Here is a 20,990-nt window from a genome sequence, read left to right on the forward strand (position 1 = left end):
CGTTCTTCGGTGAGTGCCGGTGTGACCATCCCGATATCCCGTTTCCGAGCCTGCGGCTTCTTGGTCGGCAAATATGTCCCTCAGGTCGGGAACGGGCAGGGGGTGCCGGGTGGAACCTGGGTCGGAGATCGCGGGGCGCTACCGGTTGGAGCGGCTGCTGGGCCAGGGCGGTTTCGGTGAGGTATGGGCGGCCGCGGACCTGCTGCGGGACCGGCCGGTGGCGATGAAATTCCTGCACCGCGGCATGTCGACGGACAAGCCGGTGGTGGTGGCCAAGTTCCGCCAGGAGGCCAAGATCGCGGCCCGGCTGGAGCACCCGGGCATCACCCGGGTCGATGACTTCGGCGAGCACGACGGCCAGTGGTTCCTGGTCATGGAACTCCTGCAGGGCCGCACCCTGGCCGCCGAACTGGACGACCATCCGCCCGCCCGCATCCGGCCCCTCCCGCCGCACCGTGCTGACGGTGACCGCCGCCTTGGGCGCTTTGGCCGTCCCGTTCGTCGTCTTCACCGCGTTCAAAGGCCGCAAGGAGCCGGACGGCCGGGCCGCGTCCGGCTCGGGCGGCTCCCCTCAGGCCGCCGCGCCCCGCGTCCCCGCCGCGAAAATCTGGAACACCAAAACCGCCCCTCACGTCACCGAACTCAACGGGCACGCGGACACCGTCTATTTGGTGACGTTCGACCCCGACAGCACCGCCAAGCTGTGGAACACCAAAACCGGAGCGCTCATCACCCACCTCGACAAACACCGGGCTCCCGCCTATTGGGCGGCGTTCAGCCCGGACGGCACCGCCCTGGCCACCGCGGGCGACGACAAGACCGTGCGGATCTGGGACGCCGCGACCGGCACCCCTATTACCAGCCTGACCGGGCACAAAGACGCCATCGGCTCGGTGGTGTTCGGCCCGGACGGCGGCACTCTCGCCGGCGCCGGCAACGACCACACCGCCAAGATCTGGCAGGGGGGCGTGAGATCAGCCGACGGGTTCGGGGACGGCCGAGCCGTCGGAGGTCTCCCAGGACGGGCCGGGGGTGCTGGGGGCGATGCTCTGCTTTTGGCCGGGGTTCAGCACCCGGTGGACGGCGCGGGCGACCCGTTCGATGGTGGTGACGGCATACGACATCGACGGGGCGCCCTGGGTGAGGACGACGATCATGTAGTCGCGGCCGTCGCCGTCGAAGGAGCCGATGCTGTGCACCCGCCAGTGCCGGCCGTGCCGGGGCAGCCAGCCGTTTTTGAGGTGGACGCCCGCCCCGGCGGGGGCGCCGGCCGGGACGCCCCAGCGCTGGGAGGGGATGACCTCGGCCATCAGCTTGAGGCCGTATTCGCGGTGATCGTCGCTGAGGACCTCGTTGGAGCCGGTGTACAGGCGCAGCAGGCGGATCTCGTCGCGGGCGGTGATCTGGGTCAGCCCCCAGTACCCGCCGGGTCCGAGCCGGGTCTGCGTCATGCCGGCCAACGTGAGGAAGCGCTGCAGCCGGGTGCGGCCCAGGGAGCGCCACAGGGTGGAGGTGGCGTTGTTGTCGGAGCGGGTGATCATGGCGCGGGCCAGTGAGCGTTCCCGGGAGGTCAGCGCCCGGCCCTGTTCCATCGCCCGGCGTTGCAGGGCGCCGAGCACGGTGACCTTGACGATGCTGGCCGAGTCGTAGCGGCGGGCCTTGCGGACCCAGCACAGGATGCCGCGCCGGCGGTCGTGCACGCCGACCGATTCGGTGCCGGTGCGCCCGCGCAGGGCGTTCTCGATGGCGCGGTCCAGCCGCCGGGCCATCGCCGGTCTCTGCCGGGAGGTGCAGGCGGCGGTGTCGGCGTGCGCCGCGGGCGTCCACGACACGGACGCCGCGACGGCCGCGGTGGCGAGCAGCACATGGTGTCTTCCCGGAACGCCCCGGCGAGGTCCGCCCATGCACTCACGGTAATCACGGGTTCGGCCGCTGGAACGGGATCGGGGTCAACGACACGTCATCCTCTGGATGGGGACTTCCATGACCGGCGGCTCCGCGCTTCCGAAATAGTTATCCACAACCTGTGGACAACTGGCCGCACTCGGCACGGCCTCATGGGACGGCGGCGATAAGAGCGCCTCGGCCTCCGCTGTGGACCAAGGACCCGATTCATGAGAAAACGACGGAACGGAACAACTTGTTCCAGCGTCTCAAGAGTCGTCGATCCACCGGCACACGATGGGGCGCCCGGCCATGGAACGGAACCGCTTCCCGTGCATTGCAGCCGCTTCATCGGCACGTGGTCCGGTCCGGCCCGGCCGGCGAAACTCCCCCGAGGATCAACGAAAGGTCGTCTCATGCTGAAGGCTCGTCTCGCCGCCCTCACGGTGACCCTGGCGATCACCGCCACAGGACTCACCGCCTGCTCCCAGGACCGCTGGTGCGAACACGACGCCACCGACCAGAAGGTGGCCGACAGCTACTGCGAGAAGGGCATCCCCGGCTACGAGTGGGAGCCCGACAGCGATGGGAGCAAGAAAAGCAAGAGTAAGAGCAAGAGCAGCTCCAAGAGTTCAAAATCCGGGAAGTGACCTTGCGGGCGTCCGCTCTGGACGGCCGGCGCACCCGGCTCGGGCCTTTCGGGGCCTGCAGGGGAACGAACCCTCGACATATCGTCCCCGCAGATTCGGCCTCCGGGACGAGCACCGAGTTCGGTGAACCTTTCGGCCCCTGACCCGGTGGTACCCGCCCTCTGCCCCTTCCCGACTCCACGGTCCTGAGCTGCGGAAACGGAGTGTTGAAAAGGCCGGGCGACAAGCCGGACGGATCCCAGAGCGCCGCTCGGTCCACCTCGCCCGCCAAGCCCCCAGGCCGCCGAGTCCTCTTCTTCAAGCCCGAAATGGGATTCGAGGTCCGGCCGCCTTCTGGGAAAACCCTGTCCGCGCCCACCGCCCGGTCATCGCGTTGACCTCAACCGTGCTTGAGGTTGCACCCTGAAGCGCGTGACAGTGACCTGAGGCGATTCGGGGTGGTGCGCATGGACATGGAGATGACGGCATGGCGGTCGCTGCGCAGCGCAGCGTCCGCCGGCGGCGACCGGCGGCCGTTCGGACCGGCCACGCTGCGGCGGATCGGCCGCTTCGCCCGCCCGCACCGGCCCAAGCTGGTGCTCTTCCTGCTGCTCAGCACGGTGACCGCGGCCCTGGCGGTGGCCACCCCGGTGCTGGCCGGAAGCGTGGTCGACGCCATCGTCGGCGGCGAGCGGGTGCAGACGGTGGTCGCGCTGGCCGTGCTGATCGCCGTGCTGGCCGTCGCCGAGGCCGCGCTGGGGCTGGCGGGCCGGTGGCTGTCGGCGCGCATCGGCGAAGGGCTGATCCTGGACCTGCGCACCGCCGTCTACGACCACATCCAGCGGATGCCGATCGCCTTCTTCACCCGCACCCGCACCGGCGCCCTGGTCAGCCGGCTGGGCAACGACGTGATCGGGGCGCAGCGGGCCTTCAGCTCCACCCTGCCGGGGGTGGTGGGCAACCTGGTCACGCTGGTGCTGACGCTGGCGGTGATGGTGCGGCTGTCCTGGCAGATCACCGCGCTGGCGCTGGTGCTGCTGCCGGTGTTCGTGCTGCCCGCCCGGCTGATGGGCGCCCGCCTGGCCCGGCTGGAACGGGAGGCCGCCGCCTGCAACGCGGCGATGAACACCCAGATGACCGAGCGCTTCTCCGCCCCCGGCGCCACGCTGATCAAACTGTTCGGACGCCCCGAGCGCGAGTCGGCCGAGTTCGCCGCCCGCGCCCGCCGGGTCGCCGACATCGGGGTGCGCACCGCCATGGTGCAAACCACGTTCATCACCGCGCTGACCCTGGTCTCGACCCTGGCGCTGGCCCTGGTGTACGGGCTGGGCGGCTTTTACGCGCTGCGCGGCGCCCTGGACGCCGGCGCGGTGGTGACGCTGGCGCTGCTGCTGACCCGACTGTACGCCCCGCTGACCGCGCTGGCCGGCGCCCGGGTGGAGGTGATGGGCGCGCTGGTCGGCTTCGAGCGGATCTTCGAGGTGCTGGACCTCGAGCCGCTGATCACCGAGCGGCCGGACGCCCGCGCCGTCCCCGCCGGCCCGGTCTCGGTGGAGTTCGACCGGGTGAGCTTCGGCTACCCGCCCGCCGACCGGATCTCCCTGGCGTCCCTGGAGGAGGTCGCCGCGCTGGACGCCCGGGGCGGCGAGCGGGTGCTGCACCAGGTGTCCTTCCGCGCCGAACCGGGCCAGATGGTGGCGCTGGTGGGCTCGTCCGGGGCGGGCAAGTCGACGATCGCGCAGCTGGTGCCGCGGCTGTATGACGTCGACGAGGGCGCGGTGCGGCTGTCGGGCGTGGACGTGCGCGAGCTGACGTTCGAGTCGATCCGGCAGACGGTCGGCATGGTCACCCAGGACGGGCACCTGTTCCACACCACGATCCGCGAGAACCTGCTGCTGGCCCGTCCGGACGCCACCGAGGAAGAGCTGTGGGAGGCGCTGCGCCGGGCCCGGCTGCACAAGCTGGTGGCCGGCCTGCCGGACGGGCTGGACACCGTCGTCGGCGAACGCGGCTACCGGCTGTCGGGCGGCCAGCGGCAGCGGCTGACCATCGCCCGCCTGCTGCTGGCCCGCCCCCAAGTGGTGATCTTGGACGAGGCCACCGCGCACCTGGACTCCACCTCCGAGGCCGCCGTGCAGGAGGCCCTGGCCGAGGCGCTGCACGGCCGCACCGCGATCGTGATCGCGCACCGGCTGTCCACCATCCGCGCCGCCGACCAGATCCTGGTGGTCGAAGGCGGCCGGATCGTCGAGCGCGGCACCCACGAGGAACTGCTGGCCGCCGGCGGACGCTACAAGGAACTGCACGACACCCAGTTCGAGCAATCCGCCCCCGCCGCCGCCTGAACCCTCCCCGGCTGCGATGCCGCGGCCGGGGAGCATACGGGCCGGCGCGGCCTGTGCTCCGCGGGGCTCGGCGCCCCGACCGTCGCGGCCACCAGTGCGGTGCCGCCGGTACGGGTGCCGCAGGAATGCCTGGCCGGTATCTGCAAACACGCCGGCGCCCGGCAGGTGCAGGTCCTGCCGTCGCAGCGCAATTCCCTCAGACCAGGAGCAGGCGGCAGACCGGATCACCCATACGGTACGTTTCATCACAGCAGATCCACGAAATCGTCATTTCTGGTGGCAGAGTGACCGATCCCGGCCACGGTCTTCCGGCGCGGATGCGGATCTCCACCGGGACGAACGCGACGACCTGGGCGCGTTTCGCTTTCATGGCCCTGCTCATGATCCCGGCCTTCCTGTTCGGCCTGCTCGTCGGAATCTCGATGATTTCCGTATGGCCGCCCTTCGGGGTTTTCATGATCCTGATGTCGCTGGTGATTTTGGGCGCCCTCGCCTTCCTGTGGGCGCGGTTCTATCAGCAGGCGTATTGGCTGGAGGGCACCGTGCTCATCCAGCGGCGGCCGTTCGGCTCTCGGCGATGCGATCTGAGCAGGGCCCACGTCATCGCCGAATCCGTCTCACCGAACTCGCCGTACAACGCCGCGCCGCTGCCGAGGCTGACCGCCGTGGAGCCGGGAGGGCGGCCGATCCGGCTGTGGCTGCGCGTTCCCGAACGCCGCAACGCCCTGCTGCCGGCCGGTGAGCTGCTCGCCCTGGCCGCCGCGATCACTTATCGGCGCCCGCACGATGAGCAGGCCCGTTTCATCGCCGAAGGGCTGCGCCGCCTGGCCGACAATCCCTTCGGAGCCGCATGACACCCCCGATCCCCGCAAAGCCCATTTGAGAAATTCCCGATAAAGGCGCCGCCGGCGCAGTTGAAACGGGGCCGATTGTGACGGTTCACCGTCCGGACGACGATAATCGGGATACACTCCCAACGCATATCTCTTTCCGCGCGACTACCGTCCGGCAATACTGGCGAGGCAATCCCACCCCGCTGGAGGACCCATGCGCTTGCCCCGTGTCGTGTCCATCGCCCTGGGAGCTCTCGCGTCGGCCGCGCTGGCCCTTTTCCCCGTCAATGCCTCGCACGCCCAGACGGGGGAATATGTCGCAATGGGCGACTCGTACTCATCGGGTACCGGTGCCGGCAACTACACCGATATCCTCTGCACCCGCAGCGCCAACGCCTACCCGGCGCTGTGGGCCGCCGCCAACCCCGGCACGACCTTCAGGTTCGTGGCCTGCGGCGGCGCCCAGATCCCCGATGTGCGCCGCAACCAGCTCTCGGCGCTGAGCACCTCCACCACCCTGGTCAGCATCAGCATCGGCGGCAACGACGCCGGGTTCGCCTCGACCATGCTGCGCTGCCAGCTGCTGACGACCCTGGCGTGCCGGCGCGCCGTGGAGGAGGGCCGCGACTACGTCGAAAACCAGCTGCCCGGTGAGCTGGACGCGCTGTACGCCGAGATCCGGCGGCGCGCCCCGCAGGCCAAGGTGGTCGTCCTCGGCTACCCCTACCTGTATGAGACCGGCGGCATCTGCCTGAGCATGAACGCCACCAAGCGGCAGATCCTCAAGGAGGGCGCCGACGTCCTCAACAACGTCATCGCCGCCGCCGCGCACCGGGCCGGCTTCACCTTCGGCGACGCCCGCCCGGCCTTCGCCGGCCACGGGATCTGCGCCTCCGACCCGTGGATCGACTCCGGCAACATCCACCCGACCGCCAAGGGTCACCGACTCGGCTACCTGCCCGTCCTCACCGGCGCCATCGCCTCCTGAAGAACGCCCCCATCTCCAGGCCCGGCCTGGCCGCGGATGCCCCACCCCTCCGCGGCCAGGCCGTTTCGCGTCCGCCCCTGCCGCCCGTCCCGCCGGACGGACGGATTCGCTTTGTCCGGGTTGTGCACATACTGTGACCTCGGGGTTTTGAGAATCCAGGGGCATTTTGGTTGATTACATTCACACTGTGTCTTACCGTTGACGGGACATCCGTTACCTGGTGGGCGGCCGGTGACGGACGCCCGTCCGGGGACAGATCGCGGGCATCACCGCCGCGCGGAACGAGCCGCCCGGCAAGGCGGCGCCACCGAAGCGGCGCCGCCTTCCGCCCGTCCACGGAGACTTCCATGACCGCACGCCCGGACACCGCCCCCGCCGGCGCCCACCGGGCCCGTGGACCCGGCCGCTTCCCCCCGCCCGAGCACGCAGCACCCCCGATCCCGCCCAAGTGACCCCGCCGCCCCCGCACGAGAAGACCGCAACAGCCCCCGGCCGCCGGCCGACGCCCCGCCCCTGATCAGGAAGAACCGCACCAGGTGATGGATCTTGCAGCCGCCCGCCCGGGACACCTCCCGGTCCGCACCGGGCCGCTGCGGGAAAGCGCCGCGACCTCACCGCACCGGCCCGACCCCGGCCCCGGGGCGTGAGCCCGGCCCAGGAGAAGCAGGACAGAAAGGAGCGCACCGGCCATGGACCGCGCAACCCCGTCCAGGCACCGGGAGGCGGAGGAACAGCCCGCACCGGCCGGGCGGCCGACGGCTTCCTTCGCCCTTCCCGCCCGTCCCGGCGCGCCGTCCACCGGCCGCCTCCTGCGGGACCTGCGGCACCTGGAGGCCATGGCCAGGCGCACCGGGCTGGCCTGGAAGTGGACCGGCGACCGGACAGGACTGCCCTACGGGGAGCTGAGCGAGGCGGCAAGCGAGCTGGGCCGGCGCTTTCGGCAGCTGGGCATGCTGGAGCACCACCTGTTCGCCCGGCGGCTCGCGATCGACCTGCTGACCTGCGACCCCGCCGCCGACCCGGTCGAGGTGGCCGGGACGCTGTCGGCGCTGCGGGAGGAGCTGCGCGCCCTGGAACGGCACGAGGAGGCCCTGGAGGTCTCCGGCCGCGCCCTTGCGCTGCTGCGGGACGCCTTCTCCCCCCGGGACACCGAGCTGTGGCACGCCCTGATCCTGGCCCTGCGCGAGCACCTGAAGGTCCTGCTGGACGCCGGGCGGTCCGCCGAGGCCGAGCCCTTCGCCCGGGAGCTGGCCGAACTGTCGGCCGACCTGGCCGCCGCCGTCCCCCGGCACGCCAGGCGGCTGGCGCTGATGCTCCATGAGCTGTCGGCCGGAGAGGACGAACGCGAGCTGCTGCCGGAGCGGACGCTCCTGGCCAAGGGCGCGGTGCAGGCCGCGGACGCCGCCGTGCCCTTCGACCCGTGGCTGCGCACCCTCACCCGGTCCCGCTACGCCCGGCTGCTGGCAGGCGGGGGACATCCGCTGCAGGCGCGGGAGGTGCTGACCGAGGCGCTGCCGTCGGCGACGCCCCGCTGCCGCCCGGTGCTGGCCCGGGAACTGAGCCGCCTGGCCGAGGCGCTGGCCGCGGCGGGCCTGCCGGGAGAGGCCGCCGAGACCGTCGCCGCGACCCTGCCGTTGCACGAGTCGCTCGCCGAAGACGACCCCCAGTGGGCTCCCGCCTATGTGGAGACGCTGCTGCGGGTCTCCGCCCACCGCCTGCTGACCGGGCGGCACCGGGACGCGCGGCGCCTGGCCGAGCGGGCGCTGGCCGTCGCCGAGCCCTTGCCGTCCAAGCTTCCTCTCGCGCTCGCCCACGAGCACTTCAGCGGGCTGCTGGCCCGCACCGGCGCGGAGGAGGACGCCGAACGGGCGGCCCGGCGGGCCCTGCGCTGCTGGCGGGAGCTGGCCGAAGCAGACCCCGAGCGGCACCGGGAGGACCTGGCCCGCGCCTGGCAGCACCTGGGCAACCGGCTGCTGGCCCTGGACCGCCTGGAGGAGGCGGCCGCCGCCGTCCGGCGCGCCCTCGACCTGCTGGAGACCGGCCATCCCCAGCGTCCCGGCGCGTTGAACTCCCTGGCGGTGTGCCTGCAGCGGCTCGGCCGCCACGCCGCCGCCCGCGACACCGCCCGGCAGGCCGCCGACGCGCTGGCGCAGCTGGGCACCGATCCGCACACCCGGCTGCGGCTGGCCCAGGTGCTGGCGAACCTGTCGGACCACCATGCAGCGCTGCGGGAGGCGCAGCAGGCCGCGGCGGCCTGCGTGCAGGCCACCGAGATCCTCGAGGAGCTGTATGAGCGCGACCCGGCCCGCTACGGTCCCGAGCTGCTGAACGTGCTCCCCCGCACCGCCTCCCGCCTGGCGGTGATCGGTGATCTGGAGGCCGCCGTCCGCGTCGCCACCCGGGACGCGGAAGTGCTCGAAGCCCTGGAGGGCGCACAGGCCGGCCTGGACCTGGGCAGGACTTTGATCACCCTGGGCGGGTACCTGAACGAACTGCAGCGGTATGAGGAGGCGCTGCCCGTGCTGCGGCGCGCCGAGGCATTGTGCGCCCAGGACCCGCTCTCCCGGGCCGTCGCCCTGGGCAGGATGTCGTGGTCGCGCTATGGGCTCGGCGACCCCGTGCAGGCGGTCCGGCTCATCCGCCGGAGCATCGCCCTGCTGGAGCCGGATGAGCACGGTGACGGGCCGCACGCGGCGCAGCTGGGTCTCCTGCTCAACGATCTCAGCCATCACCTGCGCGCCTGCCGGCGCCCGGTGGAGGCGCTGGGCGTGGCGGCCCGGGCCACCGCCATCTTCGAGCGGCTGCCCGTCCACGTCCCCGCCCATGTGCGCGGCCTGTGCATAGCGCTGCGGGAGAAGGCCCGCGCCCTGTCCGCCCTGGGCCGGCACGCCCAGGCCCGGGCGCTGCTGGAGCGCGCCGATGAGCTGGATGCGACGGTTCCCGACTCGCCGTGACCGGCCGGTGCGGGGCGCGGCGGTGAGGCGCTAGTCGCGCCGGGCGCCCCTCGGCCAGAACACGCGGACGGGGACGCCCCGGTCGCGGGCGCAGGCGACCACGTCGGCGGTGCCGCCGTAGCCCCGGGCCGGTTTGCCGTCCCAGACCGCCCACAGCTCGTCGGCCATCTCGAGCATGCGGACGCCGGCGGCCATGTGCGCCTGGGCGTCCGACTCCTCCGCGGGCATGCGGTGCACTCGCGCGGCGGCGGCCAGCAGGCGGTCGTAATCGGGGCGGGCCTGCTCGGGGAGTCCCTGGCGGTAGCGCCGGGCGGGGACGATGACCTCGAGTGTGCCGCCGTGGTCGAGGACGGCGCGGGCGAAGATCTGGTCGGCGCCGTCGGCCAGGCATGACAGGCCGGTGACGGCCGGGCCCGCCGCGGCGAGGGCGTCGCGCAGGGCCTTGTCCACCAGGCGCTCTGTGGCGGGCGGCAGGCCACGATGACCTGAGATGGCAATACGGGGCATATTTGGTCGTTTTACCCCAAAGAGGCACGAATCTGGAGAGCTGTGTGCAGCCGGTGGCCGAACTCACCGACCGCGGGCGTCCGCGGGCCGCGATAGGCCCGGTAGAAGCGGCGGGCCCGCTGGATGACGCGCTCGGAGGAATGCGACACCCCGATCTGGAGAGCCTGCCCGGCCAGCCGGAAGGCCTCCTCGATCCGCTCGGTGTCGTGCTCGCGCTGCCCGGCCTGCCGGAGCGCGGTGGCGACCTCCAGCATGACGGCGGCGCGCTGCTTGGGGGCGGGCTGGGCGCTGGCCAGTGACTCGCCGAAGGCCGCCAGCGCCTGCTCGGGCCGGTCCAGCCGCACCGCCACCAAGGCCCGGTACCCGGCGAGCTTGGCACGGTCGAAAGGGAACACCCACGGCCAGGGCGGCGGATCGGCCGCCGGGGCCTCGGCGATGGCCCGCTCGGCCGCCTGCAGCGCCTGCTCGGCCCGCTGCGCGTCGAGCTCGTTGCGGTGGGCGGTGGCATGGGCGAGGGCCTCGATCGAGGCGAGCCAGGCGCGCGAGGTGGGGTGGGAGGCCGGGCCGAGCTGCTTGCGGGCCTCGGCGATGTACCCCAGGCCCAGGAAGGGGTCGTCGGCGTCGACCTCGAACGCCGCCAGGCTGCCGATCATGTAGGCCGCCAGCAGATCGTCCCCGGCCTGTCTGGCGCGTTCCACGGCCAGCCGGTAGTAGGCGCGCGCACTCCCGAAGTCCTGCATGTCCATGTGCAGCCAGGCGGCGAACCCGGCTGCCTCGCTGATGGCCGCCGCGACCTTGGCCGCGGCCCGGCCGCCGCCGCAGCGGGCATACAGCCGGTCGGCCATCTTGACGTGCGCGACCACGCCGCGCGCCAGCTCCCGGGCCGGGGTGGTGGCATCCAGTCGCCGCTGGCCGCCGGTGATGGCGGTCAGCGTGGCCGCGGTGGTCTCGTCCACCCGGGCGCCGCGCGGCAGGGGCAGCAAGGCCATCCCCAGTGCCTTGCCGAACTCTCGGCGGTTCGTGGGGTCGTCACCTCCCGGGTCGCCGATCCGCAGCAGCCCCGCCGGTATGCCGAGCCGGCGTGCGATCTCGCGGACCTGGTCGATGGTGAGCGGCTGGGCACGCCGGATCACCTTGGAAACCCAGCTCTGGGAGTAGCCGACCGCCGCGGCCAGGTCCGACTGCGTCCAACCGTGCGCACGCCGGATTTCTTCAAGAAGAACCGGAATGTCGCAATTTGCCAAGGCATTGACCACCGCAGGGGCGAACCAGAAGTCCGGCGGAAGGCTACGGGGTTTCCGGTACACGACCATAGGCTACGCGCCACGCCTGCAACCTGCGGGAGTTCTGCTGGTAATCGCGGTAATCCTATGAGTGGTCGCCGGTTCCGCAGCGGCGGTCCGGCACCCGAGTATCGCTGTCACAAGCCCATCACCAGTGAATCTTTCTCAAGCAGGCGGCCCAGCCGTGGCGGGAGCCGGCCGTCACGTCGGTGGGCGGGTGCCTGAGGAAGGTTCGGCGCACCAGAAGGAATCAGCGGCAATGGACGATCCCCGCGATACCGACGCCCGCCGTGTCCGCGTGTGGGCGCTGACCCAGGCGCTCAAGGCCCACGGGTACGAGGTGGAGGTGGCCGAGTCCGAACCGCTGCTGGTCATCCCGGTCCCGTCCGGCTCGCCGGTGCAGGTCCGCTGCGACTACCGGGAGGACTGCGGCGGGGAGCCATGGTTCCGCTTCGCCGGCGGCGCGGCGATCGCCCCGGCGGGCGGCGAGCACCTGCAGGACGCCGTGGTGGCCATCAAGGGCGCGGTGGCCGCGCGACGCTGACCACCCCGGCGATTCGGCCGGCCACCGGTCCCGTCCCACCCGCCTGGACCCCGGACGGGCCCGGTGGCCGCGCTTCCGGTTTCACCGGACGGCATTCGGCTCGCCGAGCACAACGGCGCTCCCGCGGCCGCATGTCCGAAGCTTCGGCAGGGCCGTCTCAAATCGCGATATTCTCCCGACTGCGGAAGCATGCCCGGCGGCGCGCATACGACGTTCGCATCGGCCACCGGGTGAGGACATCTCCTCAATCCGGCACGGCTGGCCGGGTTCCCCCAGGGAGGACACAGGCGCGATGGACTATTCCGTTGCCAACGCCGGCTTCGAGCGCTTTCAAAGCGCGATGGAAAAAGACGTCGAACGCATGCGTGACTTCCAGGAGCGCATGTCCCAGGTGCGCGGCAAGGGCGAGGCCGCCGAGGGCCGGATCACAGCCGAGGTCGACAGCGAAAACGGCCTGGCCGTCTTGGACATCGATCCCCGCGTGCTGCGGATGCCCGTCGAGGACATCAGCACCGAGATCCGCGCCGCGGTCAACGCCGCCTTCAAGGACTTCCAGGACAAGACCGGCTCCCTGGCCGCAGAGCTCTACGGCGCGCAGGGCGAGGACCCGGAGAAGATCCTGGCCGACCCGTCCGCCCTGCTGGCGAAGATCGAAGAGCTCGGCAACAACTTCGCCGTCCAGCTGCAGGACATGGCCCGCGAACTGAGCGTGCAGCAGCAGCGGGCCAAGGACATCGCCGGCCGCATGACCCCGCCCCGCGACCTCGACTGAACCTTTTCCGCCACCCCCATATACAGGTCGTCGCAGGTCAGGGACGACACCGTGAGCTGAAGCGGCGCATCACCGGGTTTTCCGCCACCGGCAGAGCAGTTGCGAAAAACGCGGCTTGCTAGACCAGCTTCATCGCAAACGGCGTGGCCAGTGCGAAGATACGCAGGTCGGTCGGCAGGCGTGGCTGGAACCGGAGCGTGAAGCGCTTGTCCGGACTTCCCAGGGTGGTGCCCTCCAGCCGTGCCGCCTCCTGCCCGGAGGCGTCGCTGATCACATAGTGATCGCCGGTCGCCGAGACGGCATCCCCGCCCTGGCGAATCCTCATCTCAATGGGCTCGGAGACCGCCTCCCCCACAAGGCTCCCGTCCGCCCCGTACAGCCGGTATTTCGCGACGAAAGTCGTCGTCGGAGTGTTCAACAGCCCGGCCGAGAAACCCAGGTACTCGTCCTGCTGCTTTTCCAGACGGCCCAGCGGCTGCCCGGACGCCGCCAGCAGCCGGCAGAAGTTCTGCCCCTCCTTGCTCTCCGAGGCGTCACGGCACAGGCGGAAGATCGGAGCACCGTCGGCCGAGCGGGCATCGAGCGTCACGGCCGAGGAGTGGTCCACCATGCCGAAGACGTTGCGCTTCCACCAGCCGGGGCGGGGACCGGCGGTCTGGTCCACTTGAGCGACGACATTGCCATGCTCGTCACTGATCCGATAATCCAGATGTGGACTCACCTGCTCCACATTGAGGACGGGCAACACATGGACGGCGCTCATTTCTTCCCCTGATCACCGCCGTGCAGGATGTCGTAGATCGGGTTATTGAAGGTTCCCTGGTACTGGCCCTCGCCCTTCTCGTTGACCTCGTATTCGCCCTTGTACCCGGCGACGTCACCGCCCTGGTAGGTGCCGCCCCCGCTTCCGGAGATCTTCCAGGAGCCGTCCTCGAAATTCTTCTTGCCCTCGGTTTCGAGTTTGGCGCCGCCGTTCCCGATCCCCCATTCACCGTTCAGGCCGCCCGAGAGCTCACCGTTCTTGGGACCCTGGAAAACGCCGTCCTCGTCGCTGTAGTCGAGCTTGCCGCCGGCACTCCACTGGGGGCCGCCCGGCGGGGTGTGCGAGTACTTGCCTTCTGCCCCCAGCCCGTTGAACAGGAAGTCGCCGTCATTGCGGCTGAACTTGATGTTCCCGCCGCCTTCGATGGAGAAGGGGGAACCGGCCCGTCCGACGGTTCCGCCCCCGCCGACGGTCCACGTACCGTCCTTGTTGCGGTCGGCGTCCAGGTCGATCTTCTGCAGCGGGAGGCCGGACGGCTTGTGCGGCATGTCGAACCGGTTGACGTAGGCCAAGCCGGTGTTGGCGGCGTTCTGGGCCAGGTTGGTGAGCGCGGTCACGCCTCCGCTGACCATGGCCTGCTTGAAGTCGGCCCGGGCCTCGGTGTTGCCCAGCTTCTCCTGCCGGCCCGAGGTGACCCAGGCGTGGATGCCGAAGATCGACCCGGCGATGCTCAGGACGCCGCCGAGCACGGCGGTCGCGGCATAGGTGATCTTCAAGCAGACGCCGGCGGTCGCCATGGCGCTGGAGGCGGCGGGCGCGGTGACCACCCCGGCGATCGCCGCGACGAAGACCGCCGCCAGCACCGCCAGGTAGGCGCCCATGGCCGCGGCGAAGACGGCGTAGGCCAATAGCGCGGCGGCGCACACCAGCAGCGCGTTCTTGACGACCTCGCAGAAGGCCCGGGACTGTTCGAGCTGCTCGCACATGGCGTCCACCTTTTGCTCGAACATCTGCCGGGACTCGGCGTTCCAGTCCTCCTTGGCCAGCTTGCCCGCGGTGTCGCGAATGGAGGTGATGATGCCGCTGATCTCCTGGGCCGTCTTCTCCCACGCCGTGGCGGCCTTCTCCAGCTTGGCGGCGTCCCCCTCAGACAGCTTGAACAGGAAGTTGACGATCCAGGCGGGCGGCAGCACGGGCATCGCGGCCGTCACTTCGGCTTTCGCGATGCCCATCAGCATCTTGTCGTTGCCGTACAGGCTCATGCGGGGGCCCTCTCCAGTCGGTCGGCCGCGGCGTCACTTGGGGGTGCGCTTGACCGTGCTGCTCTCCTCGGACTTGCGGTAGTTCTCGGCGCTCGCGGCGACGGCGTCGGCGTACTTTTCGACCTGCCTTTTGTGGGTCGCCAGGTCCTGGAAGGCGTACTGCAGGCCGATCGGGTAGGACATGGCCGCCACCGTGCCGACGATGCTGAAGTCGCCGCCCTCGATGGTGCCGTCACCGTCGATGTGCTTCATGGCCTGGTCGAACTTGGGGGCGACGGTGTTCTTCAGGTCGCCGGAGAGCTTCTTGATGTTCCCGGTGCGAAACTCGAGTTCGGGGTTTCCCATGCTGGCTCCGTCGGCTGGGGCGGCCGTGACGATTCGGTGCGAAGACTACTACGCAGCGAAGTTGATCACAGCCTTCTCGTCCCCGATGAAACCTCTTGTCCCGAACGGAGCAGCCCGCAAGCGGCGCCGATGCAAAAAAGCACGTGCCCCAGATCACACATCCGTCCAGGCCACCGGCAAGGCCGTGCAGCAGGCGAAAGGTCCGGTGTGCGCTCCGGGGCACAGATCTTGAGGACGCGTTCCTTTAAAGAGCCGAAGGCGGGGTGTAAGGGGCGCCGACGCGGGCGTGGGCCTCCTCGATGCTGCGGTGGCGGACGCCGTAGCGGAGGGTGCGGGTGATGGCGATGCCGGCGGCCCGGGCCAGCAGCGGCGTCACCGGGGTGCGGGGCTTCAGCCCCAGCAGCCGCTTGGCCCAATCCGGCAGCAGGTCGGTGGCGACGCGGCTGATGATCTGGCTGCTGACCTGGGTGAGCTTGTCGTTGCCGTAGGCGCCGCGCAGGAAGCGGACGGCCTCCAGGGTCTCCTCGCTGACGGTCAGGCGGGGGCGCATCATCGCGAAGTAGTCTTCGACCTCTTCGCGGGACTTGGGGATGTCGGCGGCGTTGGCCCCCAGCCGTTCGTTGATGACGGCGTAGTCGGCGAAGTAGCGGTCCAGGTCCTTGCCGCGCAGCGGTTTGGGGTGGTAGCGGACGTGGGCGCGCAGGGTCGAGTACGCCTGGGTGACGCCGGTCCAGATGATGTCCTCAGAACGCGTCGCCGAGTAGGGCCGGCCGTCGGGCATGGCGCCCTGGACGCGCTTGTGCATGTTGCGGACGATCCCGACCAGCTTGTCGGCGACCGGGGTGGACCCGTAGGTCACGCCCAGCACGAAGCTGGCGGTGAAGCCCAGCCGCTTGATGGGGTCCTGCAGGTAGCTGGAGTGCTGGTTGGTGCCGTGCATGACCGGCTCGTTCAGCGTCCCCAGCAGCAGGCCGGAGACGCCGCCGATCACCCCGGACACATCGCCGTGCACGTACCAGATGGCCGAGTCGGGACCGAAGTACCCGGGATCGCCGACCGGCTCGGTGTACTGCTCGCCCGGCAGGTGCGCGGCGGCCAGCAGCGACCAGTAGGACTCATCGATCTTGCTGCGCAGGTTCATAAGCACATGCTTACATCCATTGAGACACGAATCAATATTCGTCTCACATCTCAGATGATGCCGCGGTCAGGGTGCGTGCGACCGTGCCCCTGGACGCCGTGACGATCGGCTACTCCTCGGGAGACCACTCGTCGTCGTCCTGGTGCCGGAGATTCTCAGGCAGGGGCAGCCTGTACTTCTCGGCCAGGAAGAGGGTCTGGGCATAGAGGCGAGCCTGATGCGCCACATCGCCCAGGACGTAGGCATTGGTCCCCGCCCCGGCGAACACGGCGATCACCGGCATCGCCTTGGCCACCCTGCTGACCGGGACCGCGCGGCCGTTCGCGAACTGCTTCATGAGCCTCTCAACGGCCGCCATCAGCCTGTGGTCGTTGCGCAGCTTCGCGCTCCACCGCACCCGCCCCTTGGCGGCGGTGAACGCCGCACTGGCCTCCCGCGCGGCCTGGATCTTCGGCGCCTGGTTGCGATAGGCACGCCGGACCATCCGGTCGACCAGGTGCCTCATCTCGTCGTCGCTCACATCGAACCCGTAGGCGTAACAGACGCGCGTCGCGATCGCCGTGGACAGCACGTGCATCACCACCATGTCCAGCGTGATGGCCGCCACGCCGCCCGCATACGGGATCATTGCGAGCGCACCCATCGCCCCGCCCTGGAGTGCCCCGCTCGTACGCCACTTCAGGGCCATCCTCCGGGTGAACTCATCAAGGTGCTCAAGGTCGAGCTCCTTGAGGTCCGCAAGCTCGGTGACCTCGCGTCCGGCCGCCCGGTGGTGTTCCAGAACCTTCTCGGGATCCATGAGTTCGGTCGTCCACTCGGTGACCAGGTCGAGAAGGTGGACCACCGCCGCGACGGTGGGCGCCAGTGCGGCATCGCTCACCTTTTCAATGCCGCTCTTCACCGCGGGGGGAGTGACGTTCGAGACGGCCTTGCCCGCTTTCGAAGCGACACCTTTGACCTGCCCGCCCGCTTCACCGAGGGCCGCCCGGACCTTCGGCGGGAGCAGTTGCCGCCGCTCGGCCTTCTTTGCCCAGTGCCGCTACAGCTCCGCCCACCGCCGTTCCTCATAAGGGGACATCCGGTAAGAGGACAGGGAGGGGGTTTCCTCAAAAGCTTCAGACATGCCGCAAGGATAAAAGCCAGAGCTCATACTGAGCTCTGGCTTTGCGGATCTCCCCGTCACGGCCTTCAGCGCCCGGACTTTTTCAAGGCACCATTTTCTTAGTTCAGGACAGGCGCTTTGCTCCCCGGGACGCCGAGGCCCCCTTCACGAGCCTGCGGACCAACGGGCGGGAGAGCCCGCCTCGCGCGGTGCAGGTCGCAGGAGCCTTGAGGGGCTCAGCGCTTGACGATGGAGGTGACGGCCTTGGCCTTGTTGTTGGCCGGGGTCGGGTCCTTGGGGGCGACGGCGGTGACCTTCGCCGCCACGGTGACCTTGCTGCCGGCCTTGGCCTTGGTGACCGCCCGGATGGTGATGGTCTTCCTCAGGCCCTGGCCCGAGATGAGGCCGAGCGAGCAGACCAGCTGGCGCTTCTTGGCCCGCCAGGTGCAGCCGGAGGCGCGCAGCGAGGTCACGTTCTTGGAGGCCTTGACCACCAGCCTCGTCCCCTCAGCGGCGCGCCTGCCCGAGTGCCACACCTTGACCCGGTACTTGATGGTGGACTTCGGAGCCGCGGTCTTGGGGCCCTGCACGCCGACCCGCAGGTCGCCCTTCTGGCGGAACGACTCGGTCCACATGAAGGCGTAGTTGTTGGTCGGGTCCGAGTCGCTGCCGTAGTTCTCGGGGTAGACGGTGGCGAACGTCTGCACCACGTGGAAGTCGGCGGTGGGGCTCGGCTTGGGCATCGTGCTGGTCCAGCGCACCGTCTGCGACTGGCCGGGCTGCAGCGCGGGGAGCTTGCAGTCGGCGTAGAGGTCGCCCATGTACCGGCCCCGGGTGCAGCCCGCCGCCTTCAGGACGGTGGAGCCGCGCAGGTCGATGTGGAGGATCGCCCCGGACATCACGCCGGGGCCGTTGTTGCGGACCGTGGCCTGGTAGGTCAGTTCGGTGCCCGCCTTGACCCTCGACGGCCCCCCGATGGTGACGGCGAGGTCGCCGCCCTGCGCCTGGGCCGCCGCGGTGCTCACCGGACTGGAGGAGGCGAACGCGGTCAGTACTGCGACTGCAGACAGGAGAAGGCCTCGCTTCATCGGATTCCTTTGTCCGAAGGCGGTTTGGAGATGCCGGGGACGGCCACGAGAACAACAGCAAACGGCATAGTAGCGATCATTTGCACAAAACGCCCAGCCTCCCCGTGATTTCGCTCGAAAATGGGCTGTAAGCAGGTTCTTTGCGGCGGCCGGCCCGCCCGGGGCCGCCCCGCCGCCGTCCGGGCCGGGTGCCGGCCCCGTCCGAGGCGGGGCCGGCACCCATGTCGATCCTCTTTTTCTCCGCGTGGTCTCAGCCGCCGGACGGCCCGGTCCAGCCGACCGGCAGGCGCGCCAGCCGCACCCGCTGCGGGTGGTCGCCGACCGGCACGGAAGTGATCTTCTGGCCGGTGGCGAAGTCGATGGCGGTGACCTGGTCGGCGGCGCTTTCGGAGATGACGCACGCCTTGCCGTCGCCGCTGACGGTGGCCCAGTACGGCTTGGCGGCCGGCACCAGCGGGCCCTCCTGCAGCGTGGCGCGGTCGACGACGGTGGCGTAATCGTCCATGGTCCCGGCGACGCACAGCTTGGTGCCCTCGGGGTTCATGGCCATGCCGTGGTGGCGGGAGTCGTTGACGAAGGTGGTGCGGTCGTCGCTGGTGGCGGGGTTCTTCGGCAGCGTCTTCATCCGGGTGATCTTGTCGGCGGCCACGTCGTACTCGAAGAAGCCGTTGAAGAAGGACACCTGGAAGTACAGCTTGGACTCATCGGGGGTGAAGGCGACCGGACGCACCGCGTCCGACATCTTCTTCTGGCCGAAGGCGTCCAGCCGGTCCCGCATGTCGATGATCTTGACCCGCTTGTAGGTCTCGGCGTCGGCGATGGTGATGCGGCGGTCGCCCTTGAGGAAGTCCTGCCAGGGGGCGTCGAAGTCGTTGTTGACCTCGCCGATCGACATGTTCCAGATCTTGCCGTCGCGGGTGAAGACGTTCTCGTGGGGCTTGTCGCCGGTGGCGAACGAGCCCAGCTCCCGTCCGGTGTTGATGTCCAGGACGTGGACGACGTTGCCGGTGGAGGCCGACACCGCCACCCGGTTGCCGTCGGGGGAGACGGCCATGTGGTCGGAGCGGAAGCCCGAGACGCGGAAGCGCCACTTGAGCTTGCCGGTGGCGGTGTCGATGGAGGCCACGTCGGCGAAACTGGGCCGGGAGACCACGATGGCCGAGCCGTCGGGAGTGGTGTACATGTCGTCGACGAACTGGTCGTGCCCCTCGCCGACGGTGTAGCGGATGCCCAGGAAGAAGGCCAGCCGGATGGGGTCGAGGTAGATCTCGCGCAGCCGGTCCCGCTTGTCGGGGATCAAGTTGATCCGGCCGATCTTGGCGAAGTCGCCGGTGGATTTGATGACGTCGGCGGTGCCCTCCCAGTTGTTGCCGACGAGCATCACCTCCTGCAGCTGCGGCGCGGCGCTCGCCGGGCTCGCGGAAACGACGGCGCCGGCGGCCAATACCGCCGTCATGGCGCCGCTCAGCAGGGATTTGCGCCAATGTCCGAAGACCGAGGCGGGCATGTTCCTCCTCCAGGGGCGGGAAAACACGGAGTGGGCTCCGCTATCTGAAAGCCGCGTGAGGACGGGAAATCCTCACCCGGGCGGAATATGGCAATCGAGCGTTACCTGCCGGAAAGCCCGCGTACTCGGTGAGCCCTGCATCCAGACTCTGAATATCTCCGTATTCAGATTGGTTACCCGATAGTAGGCGGATGTGACGGGCCACACAAGACCCGATGCGCCAGAATCGGTACGGCACCGAGCGGAGGAAACGTGGCGGGCAGGATCACACCGGCGGCGGGCCGGTACGCGGGCAGGTCCGCGGCCGAACGGCAGGCCGAACGCCGCAGGCGTTTCCTGGAGGCGGGCCTGGAGCTGTTCGGCGCCGGCCCCGGCTACCGCGCCACCAAGGTCACCGATGTCTGCCGGGCCGCCGGGCTGTCCACCCGGCAGTTCTACGAAGAGTTCCACGACCTGGAAGACCTGCTGGGCGAGCTGTACCTGCACGTCAACGACGTCGCCGAACGCTCCGTCCAGGCCGCCCTGCCCCAAGTGGAGCATCTGGGGCCCATCGACCGCTACACCCGGCTGTTCCGCGCCTACGCCACCGCCGTCACCGCCGACCCCCGCCACACCCGCATCGCCTTCGTCGAAGTCATCGGCGTCAGCCCGCGCCTGGACCGCCGGCGCCTGGAGCGCCGCGCCCGCTGGGTCGACTTCCTGTGCCGGCAGGCCGAGGCCGCCATCGCCCGCGGTGAGATCCCCGCCCGCGACTACCGCGTCACCGCGACCGCCTTCGTCGGCGCCGTCAACGGCCTCATGCACGACTGGGCCGTCGGCTGGGTGGACGCCACCTGCGAGCAGGTCATCGACGAGCTCCTGCAGATGCTGTTGAGCAGGCTCCACATCACCGCCGCACAGGAGCCCGAAGGCCCCTGAACGGCCAAGAGGCCGGTCCCCTGAGCTGGGAACCGGCCTCTGTGACCAGTGTCGGGGTGGCGGGATTTGAACCCACGACCTCTTCGTCCCGAACGAAGCGCGCTGCCAAGCTGCGCTACACCCCG

At 70.0% G+C, this 20,990-nt stretch carries 19 protein-coding genes, 1 tRNA gene and 2 pseudogenes; 10 read left to right on the plus strand and 12 right to left on the minus strand.

Going from position 1 to position 20,990, the window contains the following annotated elements; all coding sequences use genetic code 11:
- Positions 1-73 precede the first annotated feature (73 nt).
- Both TCUR_RS28650 and TCUR_RS28655 read left to right on the plus strand, forming a co-directional pair.
- A pseudogene (locus TCUR_RS28650) lies at positions 74-409 on the plus strand (protein kinase domain-containing protein); the annotation flags it as partial.
- Positions 336-947: pseudogene (locus TCUR_RS28655) on the plus strand (WD40 repeat domain-containing protein); the annotation flags it as partial. The pseudogenes TCUR_RS28650 and TCUR_RS28655, both read left to right, overlap by 74 nt.
- Positions 948-974: 27 nt before the next feature.
- Here TCUR_RS28655 and TCUR_RS24000 read toward each other — a convergent pair.
- Positions 975-1,904 (minus strand): serine hydrolase, encoded by a 930-nt coding sequence (locus tag TCUR_RS24000; RefSeq protein WP_083789944.1) that lies wholly within the window; start codon positions 1,902-1,904, stop codon positions 975-977.
- Between the two features lie 396 nt (positions 1,905-2,300).
- On the opposite strand from TCUR_RS24000, the gene TCUR_RS24005 reads away from it, so the two are divergent.
- Positions 2,301-2,534 carry a hypothetical protein gene (locus TCUR_RS24005; protein WP_012855198.1) on the plus strand — a complete coding sequence of 78 codons (234 nt, stop codon included), beginning with the start codon at positions 2,301-2,303 and terminating at the stop codon, positions 2,532-2,534.
- 446 nt (positions 2,535-2,980) lie between these two features.
- Positions 2,981-4,858, plus strand: coding sequence for an ABC transporter ATP-binding protein (locus TCUR_RS24010; protein WP_041442929.1), 1,878 nt, complete (start codon positions 2,981-2,983; stop codon positions 4,856-4,858).
- A 196-nt stretch (positions 4,859-5,054) separates the two neighbouring features.
- Here the strand turns inward: TCUR_RS24010 and TCUR_RS27280 are convergent, their stop codons facing one another.
- Positions 5,055-5,315, minus strand: coding sequence for a hypothetical protein (locus tag TCUR_RS27280; protein ID WP_169313061.1), 261 nt, complete (start codon positions 5,313-5,315; stop codon positions 5,055-5,057).
- A 7-nt stretch (positions 5,316-5,322) separates the two neighbouring features.
- Between TCUR_RS27280 and TCUR_RS24015 the strand changes: the two genes are divergently transcribed.
- The 3 genes from TCUR_RS24015 to TCUR_RS24025 all read left to right on the plus strand — a co-directional run bounded on the left by TCUR_RS24015 (position 5,323) and on the right by TCUR_RS24025 (position 9,633).
- The gene (locus tag TCUR_RS24015) at positions 5,323-5,712 is read left to right on the plus strand and encodes a hypothetical protein (RefSeq protein WP_169313062.1); all 390 of its coding nucleotides are present in this window, start codon (positions 5,323-5,325) and stop codon (positions 5,710-5,712) included.
- Between the two features lie 301 nt (positions 5,713-6,013).
- Complete coding sequence (locus TCUR_RS24020; RefSeq protein WP_245536935.1) at positions 6,014-6,679, plus strand: SGNH/GDSL hydrolase family protein; 666 nt, start codon at positions 6,014-6,016, stop codon at positions 6,677-6,679.
- A gap of 689 nt (positions 6,680-7,368) precedes the next feature.
- Positions 7,369-9,633: a hypothetical protein gene (locus tag TCUR_RS24025; RefSeq protein ID WP_012855202.1), complete on the plus strand. Its 2,265-nt coding sequence runs from the start codon at positions 7,369-7,371 to the stop codon at positions 9,631-9,633.
- A 30-nt stretch (positions 9,634-9,663) separates the two neighbouring features.
- On the opposite strand, the gene TCUR_RS24030 is transcribed toward TCUR_RS24025, so the two are convergent.
- Both TCUR_RS24030 and TCUR_RS24035 read right to left on the minus strand, forming a co-directional pair.
- Positions 9,664-10,140 (minus strand): hypothetical protein, encoded by a 477-nt coding sequence (locus TCUR_RS24030; RefSeq protein WP_041440379.1) that lies wholly within the window; start codon positions 10,138-10,140, stop codon positions 9,664-9,666.
- 11 nt (positions 10,141-10,151) lie between these two features.
- Positions 10,152-11,453, minus strand: coding sequence for a helix-turn-helix domain-containing protein (locus TCUR_RS24035; protein WP_012855204.1), 1,302 nt, complete (start codon positions 11,451-11,453; stop codon positions 10,152-10,154).
- Positions 11,454-11,682: 229 nt separating this feature from the next.
- Here TCUR_RS24035 and TCUR_RS24040 point away from each other — a divergent pair, with 229 nt between their 5' ends.
- Positions 11,683-11,967: a hypothetical protein gene (locus TCUR_RS24040; protein ID WP_012855205.1), complete on the plus strand. Its 285-nt coding sequence runs from the start codon at positions 11,683-11,685 to the stop codon at positions 11,965-11,967.
- A gap of 292 nt (positions 11,968-12,259) precedes the next feature.
- Positions 12,260-12,739, plus strand: coding sequence for a YbaB/EbfC family nucleoid-associated protein (locus tag TCUR_RS24045; protein WP_012855206.1), 480 nt, complete (start codon positions 12,260-12,262; stop codon positions 12,737-12,739).
- Positions 12,740-12,857: 118 nt separating this feature from the next.
- Here TCUR_RS24045 and TCUR_RS24050 read toward each other — a convergent pair whose 3' ends face one another.
- The 7 genes from TCUR_RS24050 to TCUR_RS24080 all read right to left on the minus strand — a co-directional run bounded on the left by TCUR_RS24050 (position 12,858) and on the right by TCUR_RS24080 (position 19,947).
- Positions 12,858-13,502 (minus strand): hypothetical protein, encoded by a 645-nt coding sequence (locus TCUR_RS24050; RefSeq protein WP_012855207.1) that lies wholly within the window; start codon positions 13,500-13,502, stop codon positions 12,858-12,860.
- Positions 13,499-14,764, minus strand: a complete 1,266-nt coding sequence (locus TCUR_RS24055; protein WP_012855208.1) for a hypothetical protein — start codon at positions 14,762-14,764, stop codon at positions 13,499-13,501. Before TCUR_RS24055 ends, TCUR_RS24050 begins: the two co-directional genes overlap by 4 nt.
- 33 nt (positions 14,765-14,797) lie before the next feature.
- Positions 14,798-15,109, minus strand: a complete 312-nt coding sequence (locus tag TCUR_RS24060; protein ID WP_012855209.1) for a hypothetical protein — start codon at positions 15,107-15,109, stop codon at positions 14,798-14,800.
- A 244-nt stretch (positions 15,110-15,353) separates the two neighbouring features.
- Entirely contained in the window at positions 15,354-16,250 is an 897-nt protein-coding gene (locus tag TCUR_RS24065) for an oxygenase MpaB family protein (protein ID WP_012855210.1), read from the minus strand.
- Between the two features lie 109 nt (positions 16,251-16,359).
- Complete coding sequence (locus TCUR_RS24070) at positions 16,360-17,256, minus strand: EcsC family protein (RefSeq protein ID WP_083789945.1); 897 nt, start codon at positions 17,254-17,256, stop codon at positions 16,360-16,362.
- A gap of 332 nt (positions 17,257-17,588) precedes the next feature.
- Positions 17,589-18,377: a CARDB domain-containing protein gene (locus tag TCUR_RS24075; protein WP_041440382.1), complete on the minus strand. Its 789-nt coding sequence runs from the start codon at positions 18,375-18,377 to the stop codon at positions 17,589-17,591.
- 313 nt (positions 18,378-18,690) lie between these two features.
- Complete coding sequence (locus TCUR_RS24080) at positions 18,691-19,947, minus strand: YncE family protein (protein ID WP_012855214.1); 1,257 nt, start codon at positions 19,945-19,947, stop codon at positions 18,691-18,693.
- 252 nt (positions 19,948-20,199) lie between these two features.
- On the opposite strand from TCUR_RS24080, the gene TCUR_RS24085 reads away from it, so the two are divergent.
- Positions 20,200-20,865 carry a TetR/AcrR family transcriptional regulator gene (locus tag TCUR_RS24085; protein WP_012855215.1) on the plus strand — a complete coding sequence of 222 codons (666 nt, stop codon included), beginning with the start codon at positions 20,200-20,202 and terminating at the stop codon, positions 20,863-20,865.
- A 51-nt stretch (positions 20,866-20,916) separates the two neighbouring features.
- On the opposite strand, the gene TCUR_RS24090 is transcribed toward TCUR_RS24085, so the two are convergent.
- Positions 20,917-20,990: transfer RNA gene (locus tag TCUR_RS24090), tRNA-Pro, on the minus strand.

The sequence above is a fragment of the Thermomonospora curvata DSM 43183 genome (assembly GCF_000024385.1).
Lineage (GTDB): Bacteria > Actinomycetota > Actinomycetes > Streptosporangiales > Streptosporangiaceae > Thermomonospora > Thermomonospora curvata.

Coding starts and splice junctions, on each gene's coding strand:
- TCUR_RS24000 (WP_083789944.1), bottom strand. CDS start 1,904: ATGGGCGGACCTCGCCGGGGCGTTCCGGGAAGACACCATGTGCTGCTC.
- TCUR_RS24005 (WP_012855198.1), top strand. CDS start 2,301: ATGCTGAAGGCTCGTCTCGCCGCCCTCACGGTGACCCTGGCGATCACC.
- TCUR_RS24010 (WP_041442929.1), top strand. CDS start 2,981: ATGGACATGGAGATGACGGCATGGCGGTCGCTGCGCAGCGCAGCGTCC.
- TCUR_RS27280 (WP_169313061.1), bottom strand. CDS start 5,315: ATGAAAACCCCGAAGGGCGGCCATACGGAAATCATCGAGATTCCGACG.
- TCUR_RS24015 (WP_169313062.1), top strand. CDS start 5,323: ATGTCGCTGGTGATTTTGGGCGCCCTCGCCTTCCTGTGGGCGCGGTTC.
- TCUR_RS24020 (WP_245536935.1), top strand. CDS start 6,014: ATGGGCGACTCGTACTCATCGGGTACCGGTGCCGGCAACTACACCGAT.
- TCUR_RS24025 (WP_012855202.1), top strand. CDS start 7,369: ATGGACCGCGCAACCCCGTCCAGGCACCGGGAGGCGGAGGAACAGCCC.
- TCUR_RS24030 (WP_041440379.1), bottom strand. CDS start 10,140: ATGCCCCGTATTGCCATCTCAGGTCATCGTGGCCTGCCGCCCGCCACA.
- TCUR_RS24035 (WP_012855204.1), bottom strand. CDS start 11,453: ATGGTCGTGTACCGGAAACCCCGTAGCCTTCCGCCGGACTTCTGGTTC.
- TCUR_RS24040 (WP_012855205.1), top strand. CDS start 11,683: ATGGACGATCCCCGCGATACCGACGCCCGCCGTGTCCGCGTGTGGGCG.
- TCUR_RS24045 (WP_012855206.1), top strand. CDS start 12,260: ATGGACTATTCCGTTGCCAACGCCGGCTTCGAGCGCTTTCAAAGCGCG.
- TCUR_RS24050 (WP_012855207.1), bottom strand. CDS start 13,502: ATGAGCGCCGTCCATGTGTTGCCCGTCCTCAATGTGGAGCAGGTGAGT.
- TCUR_RS24055 (WP_012855208.1), bottom strand. CDS start 14,764: ATGAGCCTGTACGGCAACGACAAGATGCTGATGGGCATCGCGAAAGCC.
- TCUR_RS24060 (WP_012855209.1), bottom strand. CDS start 15,109: ATGGGAAACCCCGAACTCGAGTTTCGCACCGGGAACATCAAGAAGCTC.
- TCUR_RS24065 (WP_012855210.1), bottom strand. CDS start 16,250: ATGAACCTGCGCAGCAAGATCGATGAGTCCTACTGGTCGCTGCTGGCC.
- TCUR_RS24080 (WP_012855214.1), bottom strand. CDS start 19,947: ATGCCCGCCTCGGTCTTCGGACATTGGCGCAAATCCCTGCTGAGCGGC.